The sequence below is a fragment of the Gordonia sp. B8661-1 genome, assembly GCF_059427765.1.
Map to the genome: position 1 here is coordinate 22991 of NZ_JCAHRL010000011.1, position 16925 is coordinate 39915.

Sequence of the window (16925 nt, forward strand, 5' to 3'; positions counted from 1 at the left end):
ATGCCGGAACGTCACCGCAATTTCGACAACATCACTGGTCAATAGCGTCCACAGGCATGTCGACGCAGCTGTACACAGGCACCGCCGCGCCCTCGCGCGGGGACCGGGTGCACGACGAACTCCGACGAGCGTTGCTCGACGGCGAGATCGGTCCCGACGCCCGGCTCACCGAACCGAAGGTCAGCTCCTTCTTCGGGGTGTCCCGGACTCCGGTGCGCGAGGCGCTCGGTCGCCTGCACGCGGCGGGACTGATCCGGCGCTGCGAGTTCGGATTCGCACCGGTCCGTCCCACGCTCAGGGGCGTCCGGGATCTGTACGAGTTACGACTGGCCGTCGAACTCGCCGGCATCCGCCGGGCCATCGACAATCCCGACGTCGCGCATGACCGGGATGTGCTTGCCGCCGAGCGTGATCGGTGGATCGCGTTCTCCCTGGAGGCCCCGGAACAGGAACCCGGCTTCGTGCTGGAGGACGAACGGTTCCACCTCGAGGTGCTCCGTGCCTCGGGCAACCGCGAGATGGTGACGACGCTCGAGTCGATCAATCTCCGGATCCGACGGGTCCGCATGTACGACTTCATGGTCAACATGCGCATCGAGGTCACCATCGACGAACATCTCGCCATCGTCGACGCCCTGCTCGACGGCCATCTGCTGCGCGCAGAAGACCTGCTCCGCAATCACATCGGTGCGTCACTGGATGTCGTCATCGAACGCGTCCAGGCCGCGATGTCGGCGATGGACCGCACCGAACCCGCCACCACCGAGATGGGACGAGCCTTCCGATGACCACTTCTCACACCACCGGCCGGCAGTGCCTCGGCTACGACACCGTACTGATCGCCAATCGCGGCGAAATCGCCTGCCGCATCATCCGTACCGCACGACGGATGGGTCTGCGGACCGTGGCCGTGTACTCCGATGCCGACAGTGACGCACTGCACGTGCGGCAGGCCGATACGGCCGTGCACCTCGGCGGCAGTGATCCACGCGATTCCTACCTCGCGATCGACAAGGTCCTCACCGCGGCGAAGTCCTCCGGCGCCGGAGCTATTCACCCCGGCTACGGGTTCCTGTCGGAGAACGCCACATTCGCTGCTCGCGTCGAGGACGCCGGCATCGCGTTCGTCGGGCCGACGCCCCACCATCTCCGGGTCTTCGGCGACAAACACACCGCCCGGGAGGCGGCACGGGCCGTCGGTGTGCCGCTCGTGCCCGGGACCGGACTGCTGGAGGGGCCCGACCACGCGGTCGACGAGGCGTCCCGAATCGGCTTCCCGGTGATGGTCAAGGCGGTCGGCGGCGGTGGCGGAATCGGCCTGCAGGTATGCCACGACGGGGAACAGGTCCGCGACGCCTTCGCCCGCGTACAGCGCCTGTCCGGCAGTCATTTCGGCAGCACCGGTGTCTTTCTCGAACGCTACATCTCCCGCGCGCGCCACGTGGAGGTGCAGGTCTTCGGCGACGGCTTCGGCATGGTGGTGCCCCTCGGCACACGCGATTGTTCGCTCCAGCGCCGTAACCAGAAGGTGATCGAGGAGGCTCCCGCCCCCGGTCTGTCTTCCGACGTCGAGGCGCAACTCCTGTCCACGTCCGTCGCGCTCGCCCGGTCGATCAACTACCGATCCGCGGGCACCGTCGAGTTCGTCTACGACGTGGATCGTGGTGAGGCGTCCTTCCTCGAGATGAATACCCGTCTCCAGGTGGAACATCCGGTGACCGAGACCGTCACGGGCATCGACCTGGTCGAGTGGATGTTGCGGACCGCCGGCGGCGACTCGGGTCACCTCGCCCCGTATGCGACCACTCCCCCGGCCATCACCGGTCATGCCATCGAGGCCCGGGTCTACGCCGAGGATCCGGCCGACGACTATCGCCCGTCACCCGGAGTCATCACCGCCGCCGGATTCCCCGACGACATCCGCGTCGACACCTGGATCGAATCCGGTAGTGAGGCAAGCCCTTTCTATGATCCACTGCTCGCCAAGCTGATCGTCGGTGCGGCGGACCGCTCCTCCGCTCTCGCCTCATTGAGCCGATCCGTGGCGAACACCGCGCTGTTCGGCATCACCGCCAACGTCGGGCAGTTGGGCGAGGCACTCGCGCTCCCCGACTTCGTCGAGGCCGTCCACACCACCCGCACTCTCGACGGCACCCGCGGAGATCGTGGCCGGATCGATGTGGTGCGCGCGGGCACGTCGACCACCCTGCAGGATCTGCCCGGACGTCTCGGTTTGTGGAACGTCGGCATCCCGCCGTCCGGCCCGATGGACGACCGTTCCTTTGCCGCAGCCAATCTCGCGGTCGGAAACCCGGCGGGCACCACCGCCATCGAATGCACACTCACCGGCCCCAGGCTCCGCTTCGTGGATTCCGTTCGGGTGGCCGTCACGGGCGCACCCACCCGGGTGCGCATCGACGGCGACGAGGTCCCCATGGGAGTGGCCGCACAGGTACCGGCCGGCGGCATCCTCGATGTCGATGCCCCTGGCGACGCAGGACTGCGCACCTATATCGCGATCGCAGGCGGCATCGCGGCGCCCGACTACCTCGGCAGCACCTCGACCTTCACTCTCGGCGGATTCGGTGGCACCGTCGGACGGGATCTGCGCGATGGCGACACCCTGACTTTGGCCGGCGGCACGGTCGGCGCCGAAGAACCTGCGGCACAAGCGGTTCAGTGCAGCCACACCTGGCACGTCGCGGTGACCCCGGGCCCCCAGGCATCGGCCGACTACTTCACGGCCGCCGATCTCGAGCAACTCTACGGACATCCGTGGCGGGTCGGCGGACATGCGAATCGCACCGGAATCCGCCTGGAGGGCCCGAAGCCGGAGTGGTCGCGAACCGACGGCGGAGACGCCGGACTGCATCCGTCGAATCTGCACGACAACCCGTACAGCGTCGGCGCTCTCAACGTGTCCGGCGACACCCCGATCCTGCTCGGTCCGGACGGTCCCAGTCTCGGTGGTTTCGTCTGTCCGGTGACCGTCGTCTCCGGTGAACGCTGGAAGCTCGGCCAGATGCGGCCGGGGGACACGGTCCACTTCGAGCCCGTCTCCGATGCCACCGCCCAGACCTTGCGACGTGGCCCCGAGATCGTCGGCAGGCGTGCCTCCATCCCCGACGACGGCACCCTGGCCCGGCTGCCCGGCACGGCCGACCGTCCGGAGGTGCGTTATCAGCGCGCCGGGGACGACAACCTTCTCGTCGAGTACGGCGACATGACACTGGATCTGGCGCTGCGCATGCGGGTACACGCACTCACCGCGGCGATCGACGAGGCCGGTGTCCCCGGCATCATCGACGCCACACCCGGTGTGCGCACACTGCACCTGCATATCGACCCCGACACGATCGGACAGCGTCAGCTCGTCGACGCGCTGACCGAACTGGAGGCCGGAATCGGTGGCGCCGACGACCTGTCGGTGCCGAGCCGGCAGATCCGGCTGCCGTTGAGCTTCGACGATCCGTCCATCGCCGAGGCGATGGACCGATATCGCAGCGGGGTTCGGTCGGAAGCACCGTGGCTGCCGTCGAACACCGAATTCATCCGGCGGATCAACGGTCTCGACTCGATCGACGACGTCCGGGACACCGTCTTCGATGCGGAGTATCTGGTACTCGGACTCGGCGACGTCTATCTCGGTGCGCCACTGGCGGTCCCCCTGGATCCACGTCATCGGATGGTCACCACCAAGTACAACCCGGCCCGCACCTGGACACCGTCGGACGCCGTCGGCATCGGCGGCAAGTACCTCTGTGTCTACGGGATGGCATCACCCGGCGGCTACCAACTCGTCGGGCGAACGCTGCCGATCTGGTCGACCCACGCCCGCACCCCGGCGTTCCACGACGGAAAGCCCTGGCTGTTCAGGTATTTCGACCGCATCGTATGGGAGCCGGTGACACCCGATGAACTCACCGAACTCCGCGCCGCGGCACGCGCCGGACGCTACGTACCGGAGATCACCGACGGCACGTTCGTCCTGGCCGATCACATGCGTTTCCTCGACGAGCACGCCGAGGACATCGCCGCCGTCGACCGGCGTCGAGCCGCAGCCTTCGACGCGGAGAAGGCGGCCTGGCGGGCATCCGGCGAGTTCGACCACGAATCCGCGGCGCCGGACGTGGCCGCGCCGGTCGCCGACATCGACGTCCCCGAGGGCGCCACACTCATCCGGGCACCCATGGCGGGCAACGTCTGGCGCGTGGAGGTGCGTCCCGGAGAGCGTGTCCCCGGCGGGGCGACCATCGCCATCCTCGAAGCCATGAAACTCGAATTGCCCATCACCGCACCGGATTCCGGTGAGGTGCTGGACATCCTCGTCGAACCCGGGACACACGTCGCCTCGGGTACCCCACTCGCAGTGATCGGAGCCTCCTGACATGACCATTGAGACCCTGCCCGCCATCGCCGACCTCCGTCCGGTCGACCGTGTCCACGCGGCATTCGACCGCATCGACGAGGTGGACCGTCCGGAGATCTGGATCGGCCTCCGGGACCGCGCCGCCGTTCTGGCCGACGCCGAAAGGATCGAGGAGTTGCTCGCCGGTGGGGCCCACCTCCCCCTCGCGGGCGTCCTGCTGGCGGTGAAGAACAACATCGACGTGGCCGGACTGCCCACCACCGCGGCGTGCCCCGGGTTCGCTTACGTACCGTCGTCATCGGCGACCGCGGTCGACCTGCTGACCGCGGCGGGCGCCATCGTCATCGGCACCACGAATCTCGACCAGTTCGCGACCGGGCTGGTCGGCACCCGCAGCCCGTACGGCGCGGTGCGCAACGCATGGCATCCCGACTATGTCAGCGGCGGCTCCAGTTCGGGCTCGGCGGTGGCCGTCGCGCTCGGCATCGCCGACATCGCACTCGGCACCGACACCGCGGGTTCCGGGCGGGTGCCCGCCGCACTGAACGAGATCGTCGGGATCAAACCGACTCTCGGTCTGGTGTCCACCCACGGCGTCGTACCGGCCTGCGTCGACTACGACACCGTCACGGTGTTCGCACGCTCGTTGCCGGAGGCGACCACCGCACTCGGTGTGATCGCCAGGACGGATTCCGAGGATCCGCGCAGCCGCGCCTTCCCTGCCGAAATGACGGCGGCGGCACCTGCACGACCGAGTCTCGCCGTGCCCCTGGACCATCAGCTCGACGCGTTGTCCGCCGACTATCGCTCGGCGTGGCAACGAACCGTCGACGCCGCGCTCACGGCGGGATGCCGGGTGACCCCGGTCGACATCTCCGTTCTCCTCGATGCCGCTCGATTGCTGTACGACGGCGCCATCGTCGCCGAACGCCATGCCGCCGTGGGCGACTTCATCTCCGCAGCCGCCGATCGCGCCGGGCTCGACCCGACCGTCGCGGCCATCATCTCGGATGCGGCGGGAGCATCCGGGGCAGAGTTCGTCCGCGATCTCGACACGCTGCGCACAGCGACCGCGCACGCGCGGGACCTGCTCCGAGCATTCGACGGTCTGCTGCTGCCGACCACCACCGAACATCCGACCATCGCGGCGGTCAACGACGACCCGCTCGGCATCAACCGGCGCATGGGCACCTTCACGAACTTCTGCAACCTGCTGGATTTGTCCGGTGTCGCGGTGCCCGGCCATCGCACCGCCGAGGGGATGCCGTTCGGCGTCATGGTGATCACGCCGGCCTTCGGTGATCAGGTGGCCCTGGACATCGCCGAACGGATCGTCGCGGCAACGGGATTCGCCGAAGCCGGCCAACCGGATTCCGGTGACATGATCGCTCTGCCCGCCGACGTGACCGGCACCGTACCGCTCGCGGTCTTCGGGGCACACCGGCGAGGCGCGCCACTGCATCATGAACTCGAAGCCATCGGCGCGCGCTATCTCGGCGAAGTGGATACGACCGACGACTACCGGCTCTACGCGCTGCCGACGACGCCCCCGAAACCCGGCCTCGTGCGCGTCGAACCCGGCACGGGACAGTCGATCAACGGTGAGTTGTTCGCGGTCTCCCCCGCCGGACTGGGTACCTTCCTCGCGGCTTTGCCCGCGCCCATGGCCCTCACCTCGGTCGAACTCGACGACGGGCGGTGGGTCCCCGGTTTCAGTTGCACGCACGACGTCGTGGCCGACGCCGAGGACATCACCGAGCATCGTCACTGGTTGAGATATCTGGCCTCGCGTTAGCCGCGCGACCGTCGGCCACCGGAAACCGGCGTGACGGTCGGACGGCCGTTACCGGTCTTGTAGCGTGACGTCCGTGAAGACGAAACTCGGTGTACTCCTGTCCGCTGCCGCCCTGACCGTCGGCCTCGCCGCCTGCGGCTCCGACGACAGCACCGCGTCGTCACCGACCTCGGACACCCTCGCCACCGCTCCCGCCGAGACCACCGCGTCCGATGCGGCGACCACCTGCCCGCAGGCCGAGCCGAGCAAGGACGTCAAGCCCGAATGGGAACACGCCGGCACATCGGGAAGCGTGCGCGTCACCGGCTCCACCGACACGGCCGCACCCCGGGTCGACCTCGAGACGCCGTTCGCGGTGACCGAGACCCAGGTGCACACGCTGAAGGCGGGCACCGGTGAGATCGTTCCGGAAACCGCCACCGTGAGCGTCTGCTACCTGGGCGTCAACGGCCGCGACGGCAAGGTCTTCGACAACAGCTATGAACGCGGCAAGCCCGCAGAGTTCCCGCTCGACGGAGTCGTCACCGGTTTCCAGAAGGCCATCGCCGGCCAACGTGTCGGCTCGACCGTCGCGGTGGCGATGCAGCCGTCCGACGGCTACCCCGAGGGCAACCCGGAAGCAGGTATCGAGAAGGGCGACACCCTGGTGTTCGCCATCAAGATCCTCGGCGCCACCGGCTGATCCCGCTCGATCGGCCGCCGCACGACCGCGGCCGATCGACAACGCCTGCGGATAGCGATGACCGCCCATCGCCGAAGACCGGATCGTGTGTTCGGCCCACTCGTCATGGCCGTCGACCGCGATGCTCGCTGCCATGTGGCCGAAAGGCCTATCGCGGCAGCAATTTTCGACGATTCACCGCATCGCCCGGAACCCTGTGGCACGATCCCATGCACACGCCCGTGAGTTACCGGGCAATTCACGCAGAATCTTGACTGAGTCCAGAAAAGAGCGTAATACTCGAATCGTGCCCGCTTCGTCCGACCACACCGAAAGCCTCCGGTCCGCGAATCTCCGCGTGACCCGGCCCCGGTTGGCCGTACTCGACGCGGTGTACGCCAATCCCCACGCCGACACCGACACCATCGTCGGCGTGGTCCGCGACGATCTGCCCGACGTCTCCCGGCAGGCCATCTACGACGTCCTTCGCGCGTTGACGATGTCCGGTCTGGTGCGTCGGATTCAGCCGTCCGGTCACGTCGCCCGCTACGAATCCCGCGTGGGCGACAACCACCATCACGTCGTGTGCCGATCCTGCGGGATCATCGCCGACGTCGACTGTGCCGTCGGCGAGGCACCCTGCCTCACCCCGTCGGACTCCCACGGCTTCCTGCTCGATGAGGCCGAGGTCATCTACTGGGGTCTCTGCGCGGATTGCGCAGCCCAGCACACTTCGGGATCACACCCGTGATCGCAGCCCGAATCACTCACTCCCGGAAGGAATGTCGTGACTGACCCATCGAATCCGCCCGCACCCCCCATTGCGGAAGCCAATACCGAGCCGGCCGAGACCGCCTGCCCCATGCACATCAACCCGCCGGTCGAGGGCGGCAGCAACCGGGACTGGTGGCCCAACCAGATCAACCTGAAGGTGCTCGCGCACAACCCGCAGGTGATCCGACCGACCGCACCCGATTTCGATTACGACGCGGCACTCGAGAACCTCGATGTCGATGCCCTGACCGCCGACCTCACGGCGCTCATGACCGATTCGAAGTCCTGGTGGCCGGCCGACTTCGGTCACTACGGCCCCCTGTTCATCCGCATGTCGTGGCACTCCGCCGGAACGTATCGCGTGGAGGACGGACGCGGCGGCGCCGGTGCGGGCATGCAGCGGTTCGCACCGCTCAACAGCTGGCCGGACAACGCGAGTCTGGACAAGGCACGCAGGCTGCTCTGGCCGGTCAAGCAGAAGTACGGCGACGCTCTCTCCTGGGCCGATCTCATCGTCCTCGCGGGCAACGTGGCGCTCGAGTCCATGGGATTCAAGACCATCGGTTTCGCATTCGGCCGCGAAGACCAGTGGGAGCCCGAGGATGTCTACTGGGGCCCGGAGGCCGAATGGCTCGGCGACAACCGGTACACCGGAAACCGTCAGTTGGAAAACCCGCTCGCCGCCGTGCAGATGGGTCTGATCTACGTCAATCCCGAAGGCCCCAACGGCAAGCCGGATCCGGTGGCATCGGCCATCGACATCCGAGACACCTTCGGCCGCATGGCGATGAACGACATCGAGACCGCCGCACTGATCGTCGGCGGACACACCTTCGGCAAGACGCACGGTGCCGGCGACGCCGACCTCGTCGGTCGTGAGCCCGAGGCCGCGCCGCTCGAGGAGATGGGCCTCGGCTGGAAGAGCGACTTCGGCACGGGCGTCGGCAAGGACGCCATCACCAGTGGCCTCGAGGTCATCTGGACCGACACCCCGACCACGTGGGACAACAGCTTCCTGAAGATCCTCTACGGCTACGAGTGGGAACTCACCAAGAGCCCCGCGGGCGCCTGGCAGTGGAAGCCGAAGGACGGCGCCGGTGCCGACACCGTCCCGGAGGCCTTCGGTGACGGCCGGACCCATCCGTCGATGCTGACCTCCGACCTCGCACTCCGGCAGGACCCGATCTACGAGAAGATCACCCGCCGCTGGCTCGATCACCCCGAGGAGCTCGCCGAGGAATTCGGCAAGGCATGGTTCAAGCTCCTGCACCGCGACATGGGCCCGGCCGTTCGCTACCGCGGACCGCTGGTGCCGAAGGAGACCTTCCTCTGGCAGGACAATGTGCCCGCCCATGAGGGACCAACTCTGTCGGACGCCGATGTCGACAGCCTCAAGGCGCAGCTGCTCGACTCCGGGCTGTCCCTCGGCCAGCTCGTGTCGACGGCGTGGCGGGCCGCGGCGACGTTCCGCGGCAGCGACTTCCGCGGCGGCGCCAACGGCGGTCGAATCCGCTTGCAGCCGCAGGCCGGCTGGGAGATCAACGAGCCCGATGAGCTCGTCGGGATCATCGCCAAGCTCGAGGCGATCCAGAACTCGTTCAACGGTGAGTCCGGCGCCAAGGTGTCCTTCGCCGATCTGGTCGTCCTCGGTGGCACCGCAGCCATCGAAAAGGCCGCCAAGGATGCCGGACTCGCGGTGAGCGTGCCGTTCACCCCGGGCCGCACCGACGCCACCCAGGAGCAGGTCGACGTCGAGTCGGCCGCGTACCTGGAGCCCACCGCCGACGGCTTCATCAACTACGAAGGCAAGGCCAGCCAGTTGCCCGCCGAATACCGGCTGCTCGACAAGGCGAATCTGCTGACCCTGTCGGCGCCGGAGATGACGGTCCTCGTCGGTGGTCTTCGCGTGCTGGGTGCGAACTACCAGAATTCCCAGCTCGGCGTTCTGACCGACCGGCCCGGCCAGCTGACGAACGACTATTTCGTCAACCTGGTGGACATGGACACGAAGTGGGTTCCGGCACCGGCCGACGACGGCACCTACATCGCGACCGAGCGGGACTCCGGTGAGCAGAAGTGGACGGCCACCCGGGCCGATCTGGTCTTCGGCTCCAGCTCGCAGTTGCGTGCCCTGGCCGAGTCCTACGCTCAGGACGACGCCAAGGAACGGTTCGCGAAGGAGTTCGTCGCGGCGTGGACCAAGGTCATGGAGCTCGACCTGTACTCCTGACACCGCCCGAACACGACGGCGCCCCTTCGTCTTCGGCGGAGGGGCGCCGTCGTGTTCGCACACCCACGCCCCGATCGATGCCAGGATGGACCGATGACGACACGGTGGAACGACTCCCCCGTCCCGCGCGGCGACGACTACGACGCACGCTGGCAGGAGATGGCCGCAGCGGGTCAGAACGTGCACGGCGAAGCAGATCTGGTGCAGGCCTTGCTCACCGAGTACGGAGGACGCTCCGTGCTCGACGCCGGATGCGGCACGGGCCGGGTCGCCATCGAACTGAACCGTCGTGGATACGACGTCGTCGGCGTCGATGCCGACGACCGCATGCTCGCGTCCGCGAACGCCAATGCTCCCGCGCTTCGATGGGTCCATGCCGACCTCGCCGCGCTCGATCGTCACCTCGACGACTCCTTCGATCTGGCGGTGCTCGCCGGGAACGTGATGATCTTCGTGGAGCCGGGCACCGAGGCCGCGGTGCTCGATCAGGTCGTCCGGCGACTGGCACCGGGTGGACTGCTGGTTTCGGGATTTCAGCGCCGTCCCGGACGCATCGACATCGACACCTACGACTCCCACGCGGATGCGCTGGGGCTCGAGGCGGTCGCCCGCTGGTCGACGTGGGATCGCGAATCGTTCACCGACGCATCCGACTACGTGGTGGCGGTACACCGCCGCCCGTCGTGACCGGCGATGGTCATGAGGGCAGATGCCACGCCACCGCGACACCAATGGCGCCCGTCGCGTTGAGTGCCCAGTGCAAGGCGATCGGGGCCAGCAGACTGGTCGTCCGATGACGTAGCCAGGCGAGGACGAACCCGGCGACGGACGTCGCCAGGACGGCGGCCACGACCCCCACCGCCGTGGCGAGAACACCCGACCCGACGACGTCGCGGAGTCCTGCGTTACCCGCCGTCAGCCCCAATGATGATGCGATGTGCCAGAGACCGAAGAGACCCGCACACAGGACCAGAGTCGTTCGCACACCGAAGACCCGGTGGGCGGCCCCCTGCAGCACGCCGCGGAACATGAGTTCTTCGGGCAGCACGGTCTGCAACGGGATCACCACGAACGCGGCCAGCAGCGCCTCGGATGCGCTGTCGTAGCGGTCGGAGAGAAAGAACTGCCGGGTCGCGGGCACCGCCACCGCAACCGACACGACGGCGAACACCACGATCGCCGCACCGAGCGCGTACGGAATACCCGCCCGTAACTCGGATCTCGCCAGACCTATATCCGCCCACCGAAGGCCCGCCGCGTAGGCAAAGGCCAGCAGGGCGACGGCGCCGAGCGGTACCGCGAGCATCCCGGTCCAGCGACCGGTGAAATGGGCGAGCAGGTTGATGCCGACCAGAATAAGCACGACCGCGCACAGCAGCAGGATCGAACGACGACGCGACGGCACCTGACGACTGTATCCGGGCATTGGTCTCGATACGGGCGGGCTCGCTGCGCTCACTCGCCCTACTCGACCGGCGTCCCATCGCTGCGCTGACTCGCCCTACTCGACCGGCGGTCCATCGCTGCGCTTACTCGCCCTACTCGACCGGCGTCCCATCGCTGCGCTCACGCGCCCTACACGGTTGGCGTGCCACCCCCGCACCTAATCGACCGGCATCCCATTCGACCGGCATCCCATTCGAGCGTCAGCCGGACGACCGGGCGGACGACGCGTGCCCCAGAATGAAGCTCGTGCGACTTTCCGGGGCAGGCGACGTCATGGAACGCCGTCAGGTCCCGATCTATCTCGGCGCCATCGCCGTCGGCGCGCTGGCCGGATCGCTGTGGCCGCGACTCGGCGGTTCGCTGGAGCCGGTGATCGCCCCGGCGATCGCGGCGTTGCTGTTCGTCACCTTCCTTCAGGTGCCGGTCGCCGCCATGCTCGGTGCGCTTCGCGACATCCGGTTCATGGCGACACTGCTCGTCGCGAATTTCGTGGTCGTCCCGCTGATCGTCGCCGCGATACTGCCTCTGCTGCCCGACGACGACGCAATGCGCTTCGGTGCCCTGCTGGTGCTGCTCTGTCCGTGTATCGATTACGTGATCGTCTTCAGCGGTCTTGCGGGCGGCGACAATCGGAGGTTGCTCGCCGCCACGCCCCTGCTTCTGCTGGCGCAGATGCTGCTGCTCCCGATCTATCTACGTGTGTTCCTCGGAAATGCCCACGCCGGGCTCCTCGATTCGGGGCCGTTCGTCACTGCGTTCGTGACACTGATCGCGATACCGCTAGCGCTCGCATGGCTCGTGCAGGCTCTCGGGCGGCGTTCGCCCGCCGTCGACGGGTTCGCCTCCGGATGCGCCGTCCTGATGGTCCCCCTGATGGTCGTCGTACTGGCCGTCGTCGTCGCCGTGCAGATCCCCGCGATCGGCGACCACCTCGGAGATGTCGCGCGACTCCTTCCCGTCTACGTGCTGTTCCTGTGCGTGGCAGCAACTCTCGGACTGGGTCTCGGCGTACTGGCCGGACTCCCGCCCGACAGCCGTGTCGCCGTGGCGTTCTCCGCGGCAACACGCAACTCTCTGGTCGTACTGCCGCTCGCGCTGGCACTGCCCTCCGACTACGACGCCGCGGCATCGGCCGTCGTGCTGCAGACCCTCGTCGAGGTGGTCGGCATGGTCATGCTGGTGGCCGTGTTCAGGCGGCGCACCTTGATACGCTGACGCACCCGACCGCTGACCGAACGGACAACTCAGGAGAGCAATGGGAATCGACAGCCGCGCTCGCTATTCGTACGGTGGCAGCGTCGTCGCGCTCGCCTTCCTGTGGCTGTCCATGACGCCGTCGCTGCTGCCCCGGGACGCGCTGTTCCAGGGCGTGGTGAGCGGGGCCTCGGCTGCCGTCGGCTACTGCCTCGGCGTCTTCATCACGTGGCTGATCCGCTACATGTTCTCGCGCGACGATCCGTGGCGCGCCGGTACACGGACCGAGTGGTTCCTGTTGATCCTGGTGGCCATCGGCGGGACGATCGCGATGCTCGTGTGGTTCTCGGTGTGGCAGAACGAGATCCGAGATCTCATGAACGTGGACCATCTCCGCTGGAGCGCCTATCCGACGGTCGCCGCCGTCGCGCTGATCATCTTCACCGCCCTGATGTTCCTCGGCAAAGCATTCGCCCTCGCCGTCGGCTGGGCCGTGCGGCAGGTCAACCGCTTCGCGCCGCCGCGCATCGCATCCGTCGTCGGCGCGGTGGCCGTGGTCGTCCTGACGATCTACGTTCTCAACGGTGTCGTCGCGAACTATTCGATGCAGGCACTCAATGCGTCGTTCGCCGCGGCCAACGACGAGACCACGGCGGAATCGTCGCCCCCGGTGTCCACTCTGCGATCGGGCGGACCCGGCTCGCTCGTCAGTTGGGACTCCCTCGGACGTGAGGGACGCGTCTTCATCTCGCGCGGCCCCGACGTCGGCGCGCTGACCCAGTTCAACGGCGCCCCGGCCACCGAGCCCATTCGCGTCTACGCCGGACTGGGTTCCACCGACAGCGCCCGGAAGAACGCCGAACTCGCCGCCGACGAACTCGAACGCACCGGCGGCCTGAAACGCGAGATCGTCGCCGTCGGGTTCACGACCGGTTCCGGCTGGCTCAACAAGGCCACCGTCGACTCACTCGAGTACATGTACAACGGCAACATCGCCACGGTCAGCATGCAGTACTCCTACCTGCCGAGTTGGCTGTCATTCCTGGTGGACAGCGAGCGTGCACGGCAAGCGGGAATCGCGTTGTTCGAAGCGGTGTCCGAGCGGGTGCGGGCGATACCGGAGGCCGAACGCCCGAAACTCGTCGTCTTCGGTGAGAGCCTCGGTTCCTTCGCCGGCGAGGCACCCTTCGGGACGATTCCGACGGTCGCGGCACGCACGGACGGCGCCCTGTTCAGCGGCCCCACCTTCAACAACAAGCTCTGGGGAGACACCACACGCGACCGCGACAGCGGCAGCCCCCAGTGGTTGCCCATCTACGACAACGGCACCCAGGTCCGTTTCATCGCGTCGGAAGACGATTTGCGGAGGCCCGACAAGCCGTGGAAGGCACCCCGGGTGGTGTATCTGCAGCACGCGAGCGATCCCATCTCCTGGTGGAACCCCGACCTCATCCTCGACGAACCGCAGTGGCTGACCGAGGCGCGTGGCCGTGACGTGCTGTCGTCGACCCATTGGATCCCGTTCATCAGTTTCCTCCAGGTGTCGGCGGATATGGCCGTTGCCGCCACTGTGCCCGACGGGCACGGCCACAACTACCTGTCGGCGATCCCACACGCGTGGGCCGCCATTCTCGATCCGCCCGGGTGGACCGAACGCAAGACCGAGGCGCTGCTCCCCCGACTCACGCGCGACTAGGGTTTCGGCCCTAGTGCCGTGTGGCCGAATGCTTCCAGTCGCCGAACGGTTCGTCGCGATCGCGCACGGCCTGCCGGAAACCGTGGGTCGCCGCATGCTGCTGGAATGCATAACCCTCGCGGGTGTGCCGGGATATGCCGTCGAACACGGTGCTGATCATGCCCGAGTTCATCACGCCCTGATTCAGCAATGCCGAGTTCATCGCGAGTTTCACCATCATGAGTTGGTTGACCGGCATTCTGGCGATCCGCGACACCAGTTCTTCTGTGCGAGAGTCCAATTCGTCGGCCGGGACGGACTCCACCGCGAGTCCCCACTCGGCGGCCTGCCGCCCCGAGATGCAGTCACCGGTGAACAGCAGTCGCTTGGCCTTCTGGTCACCGATCCGGTGGGCCCACATCCCTGCTGCGGGAACACCCCACACCCGCGTGGGCGGGTAGCCGATCTTGGTGTCGTCGGCACAGATGATCTGGTCGGCGAACAGCGCGATGTCGCTGCCGCCCGCGACGGCGAACCCGTGCAGCTTCGCCACCGTCGGCTTGTTCGCGTGCAGTAGCGATGCGAAGCCCCGATTGAACCGGCTCATCATCGCGTAGTCCAGCATCGGATCCCAGGTGCCCGCAGGATCATGATTGCGGGCCTGCACCACCGGATCCAGCACGGTGCCCTCCGGTGACTCGCCGGTCACCGGATTGTCGAGACCCTCGGCGAAGATCGACAGGTCGTACCCACCGCAGAATCCCTTTCCGTTGCCCGACAACAGGATCACATGGACATCGGGATCGAGGTCGGCTCGCTCGACGGCGGCGGCGAGTTCCACCGGGGTGTCGGACGTGATGGCGTTCCCATGCTCGGGACGGTTGAAGGTGATGCGGGCGACGCGGTCGGTGACCTCGTAGGTCAGGGTGCGATAGTCGTTATCCGCCTCGCGGCGGTGCCTGCCCCGAAAGACGCCGTCGGCGTCCTCGGTCACCCCGCGGTACCAGGGTGCGTGCTCCGCCGTCCGCTCGGTACGGCCCTCGGACTCGGTCATGTCTTCTCCTGGAACTCGGGTCCGTCAGGACAGCTTGGGCGTGACGCGGGCGATGATGGTTGACACGTCGACACCCGTTGGCAGCGTGCCGAATACGTCACCTCGGTCACCGCCGAGCCGGCTGATCGCGAAGGCCTCGGCGACGGCCGGATGCCCGTACCTCAGCATCAGTGATCCCTGGAGAGCCACCGCCATGTCGCCGACGATGCGCCGGGCCCCGTATTGCGCCGCATCCACGTCGCCGATGCCGGCGAAACTCTCGCGCAGCTTCCGGACCGCATCGTCGAGGGTGCGGTCGGCACCGGTCGTCGAATCGAGTTCGGCGAAGAAGGCCTCCAGCGTCTCCGGTTGCTTCACGATCGCCCGCAACACGTCGAGTGCCGCGACGTTACCCGAGCCCTCCCAGATCGACATCAACGGCGCCTCCCGGTACAGCCGGGGCATGCCCGATTCCTCGACATATCCGTTGCCGCCCAGGCACTCCAGGGCTTCGGCCGCGTGGATGGGCCCCCGCTTGCACACGTGATACTTGCTGACCGCGAGCGAGATCCGCCGCAGCGCGTCGGCCTGCTCGTCACCGGTCGTCGCCCGGTCGGTGAGTTCCGCCAGCCAGAGCGCGACGACGGTGGCGGCCTCGGCCTCCACCGCGAGGTCGGCGAGCACGTTCCGCATCAGCGGCTGTTCGCTGAGCTGGGCACCGAACGCGGAACGGTGAGCCGCATGATGTGCGGCGGTCATGACGCCCGTCCGCATCGATGTCGCACTGCCGAGCGTGCAGTCCAGTCGCGTGAGGTTGACCATCTCGATGATCGTCCGGACGCCCCGGCCCTCCTCCCCGACCAGCCAGCCGAGCGTGCCGTCGTACTCGACCTCGCTGCTGGCGTTGGAGCGGTTGCCCAGCTTGTCCTTGAGGCGTTGCAGGGCAAAGGGATTCCGGGTGCCGTCGGGCAGCACGCGGGGAACGAGGAAGCAGGACAGACCACCCGGGGCCTGGGCGAGAACGAGGAAGACATCCGACATGGGCGCGGAGGTGAACCATTTGTGTCCGGTGATGCGATAGGAACCGTCACCGACCGCCACGGCCGCGGTCGAGTTCGCCCGGACGTCGGAACCACCCTGCTTCTCCGTCATGGACATACCGGCGATGAGGCCCGACTTGGTCAGCGGTGGACGGAGTCCCGGGTCGTACCGCGACGCGGTCAACAGCGGCTCGTACAGGTCCGCGAGTTCCGGGTTCGCCCGGAGCGCGGGCACCACCGCGTAGGTCATCGAGATGGGGCAGAGATGTCCCGCATCGGAGGCGCCCCACACGCTCATCTTCGCGGCTCGGGTCAGATGACGATGAGGTTCCGGGTCCGCCCACGGCGCCCCATGAAGTCCGAAACCGACTGCACGACACATCAATTCGTGATACGCCGGATCGAAGTCGACCTCGTCGATCCGGTTGCCGAAGCGGTCGTGGGTTCTCAGAACCGGCGGATGCGCCTCGGCGCGAGTGCCGAGTTCGGCGACCTCGGCGGAACCGGCCTGCCGCCCGATCTCGTGGAGTTCGTCGAGGACGTGTTCGGCACCGACGCGCGCGATCGCCTCCTGGATCACCGGTTGCTCGGCCAGATCGACGTCGACCAACGGCGGGACCTGATTCGTCACCTCATGGGTTGCCACTGCACGTCTCCCTGATTCATGGCGCACACCGATGCGCACCGACATGCGCCCAGTATTACATG

Annotated in this window: 12 protein-coding genes; 9 read left to right on the forward strand and 3 right to left on the reverse strand. The window is 67.4% G+C overall.

Annotated elements, in window-relative coordinates:
- Positions 1–56: 56 nt before the first annotated feature.
- The 7 genes from AC4JJG_RS18950 to AC4JJG_RS18980 all read left to right on the forward strand — a co-directional run bounded on the left by AC4JJG_RS18950 (position 57) and on the right by AC4JJG_RS18980 (position 10516).
- Entirely contained in the window at positions 57–788 is a 732-nt protein-coding gene (locus AC4JJG_RS18950) for a GntR family transcriptional regulator (RefSeq protein WP_495401957.1), read from the forward strand.
- The gene (gene uca, locus AC4JJG_RS18955) at positions 785–4387 is read left to right on the forward strand and encodes an urea carboxylase (protein WP_495401956.1); all 3603 of its coding nucleotides are present in this window, start codon (positions 785–787) and stop codon (positions 4385–4387) included. Before AC4JJG_RS18950 ends, uca begins: the two co-directional genes overlap by 4 nt.
- Position 4388: 1 nt before the next feature.
- Positions 4389–6164, forward strand: a complete 1776-nt coding sequence (atzF, locus tag AC4JJG_RS18960) for an allophanate hydrolase (protein ID WP_495401954.1) — start codon at positions 4389–4391, stop codon at positions 6162–6164.
- Between the two features lie 73 nt (positions 6165–6237).
- Positions 6238–6846: an FKBP-type peptidyl-prolyl cis-trans isomerase gene (locus AC4JJG_RS18965; RefSeq protein WP_495401953.1), complete on the forward strand. Its 609-nt coding sequence runs from the start codon at positions 6238–6240 to the stop codon at positions 6844–6846.
- 286 nt (positions 6847–7132) lie between these two features.
- Positions 7133–7576, forward strand: a complete 444-nt coding sequence (locus tag AC4JJG_RS18970) for a Fur family transcriptional regulator (RefSeq protein ID WP_495401952.1) — start codon at positions 7133–7135, stop codon at positions 7574–7576.
- A gap of 111 nt (positions 7577–7687) precedes the next feature.
- Positions 7688–9829 carry a catalase/peroxidase HPI gene (katG, locus tag AC4JJG_RS18975; protein ID WP_495401979.1) on the forward strand — a complete coding sequence of 714 codons (2142 nt, stop codon included), beginning with the start codon at positions 7688–7690 and terminating at the stop codon, positions 9827–9829.
- 93 nt (positions 9830–9922) lie between these two features.
- Positions 9923–10516, forward strand: coding sequence for a class I SAM-dependent methyltransferase (locus tag AC4JJG_RS18980; RefSeq protein ID WP_495401951.1), 594 nt, complete (start codon positions 9923–9925; stop codon positions 10514–10516).
- Positions 10517–10526: 10 nt separating this feature from the next.
- Here AC4JJG_RS18980 and AC4JJG_RS18985 read toward each other — a convergent pair whose 3' ends face one another.
- Positions 10527–11234 (reverse strand): CPBP family intramembrane glutamic endopeptidase, encoded by a 708-nt coding sequence (locus tag AC4JJG_RS18985; protein WP_495401950.1) that lies wholly within the window; start codon positions 11232–11234, stop codon positions 10527–10529.
- 287 nt (positions 11235–11521) lie between these two features.
- On the opposite strand from AC4JJG_RS18985, the gene AC4JJG_RS18990 reads away from it, so the two are divergent.
- Positions 11522–12490 carry an arsenic resistance protein gene (locus AC4JJG_RS18990; protein ID WP_495401949.1) on the forward strand — a complete coding sequence of 323 codons (969 nt, stop codon included), beginning with the start codon at positions 11522–11524 and terminating at the stop codon, positions 12488–12490.
- Between the two features lie 40 nt (positions 12491–12530).
- Positions 12531–14165 (forward strand): alpha/beta hydrolase, encoded by a 1635-nt coding sequence (locus AC4JJG_RS18995; RefSeq protein WP_495401948.1) that lies wholly within the window; start codon positions 12531–12533, stop codon positions 14163–14165.
- A gap of 10 nt (positions 14166–14175) precedes the next feature.
- Here the strand turns inward: AC4JJG_RS18995 and AC4JJG_RS19000 are convergent, their stop codons facing one another.
- Both AC4JJG_RS19000 and AC4JJG_RS19005 read right to left on the reverse strand, forming a co-directional pair.
- Entirely contained in the window at positions 14176–15198 is a 1023-nt protein-coding gene (locus AC4JJG_RS19000; protein ID WP_495401947.1) for a crotonase/enoyl-CoA hydratase family protein, read from the reverse strand.
- Between the two features lie 24 nt (positions 15199–15222).
- Positions 15223–16863 (reverse strand): acyl-CoA dehydrogenase family protein, encoded by a 1641-nt coding sequence (locus AC4JJG_RS19005; RefSeq protein ID WP_495405799.1) that lies wholly within the window; start codon positions 16861–16863, stop codon positions 15223–15225.
- Positions 16864–16925 lie beyond the last annotated feature (62 nt).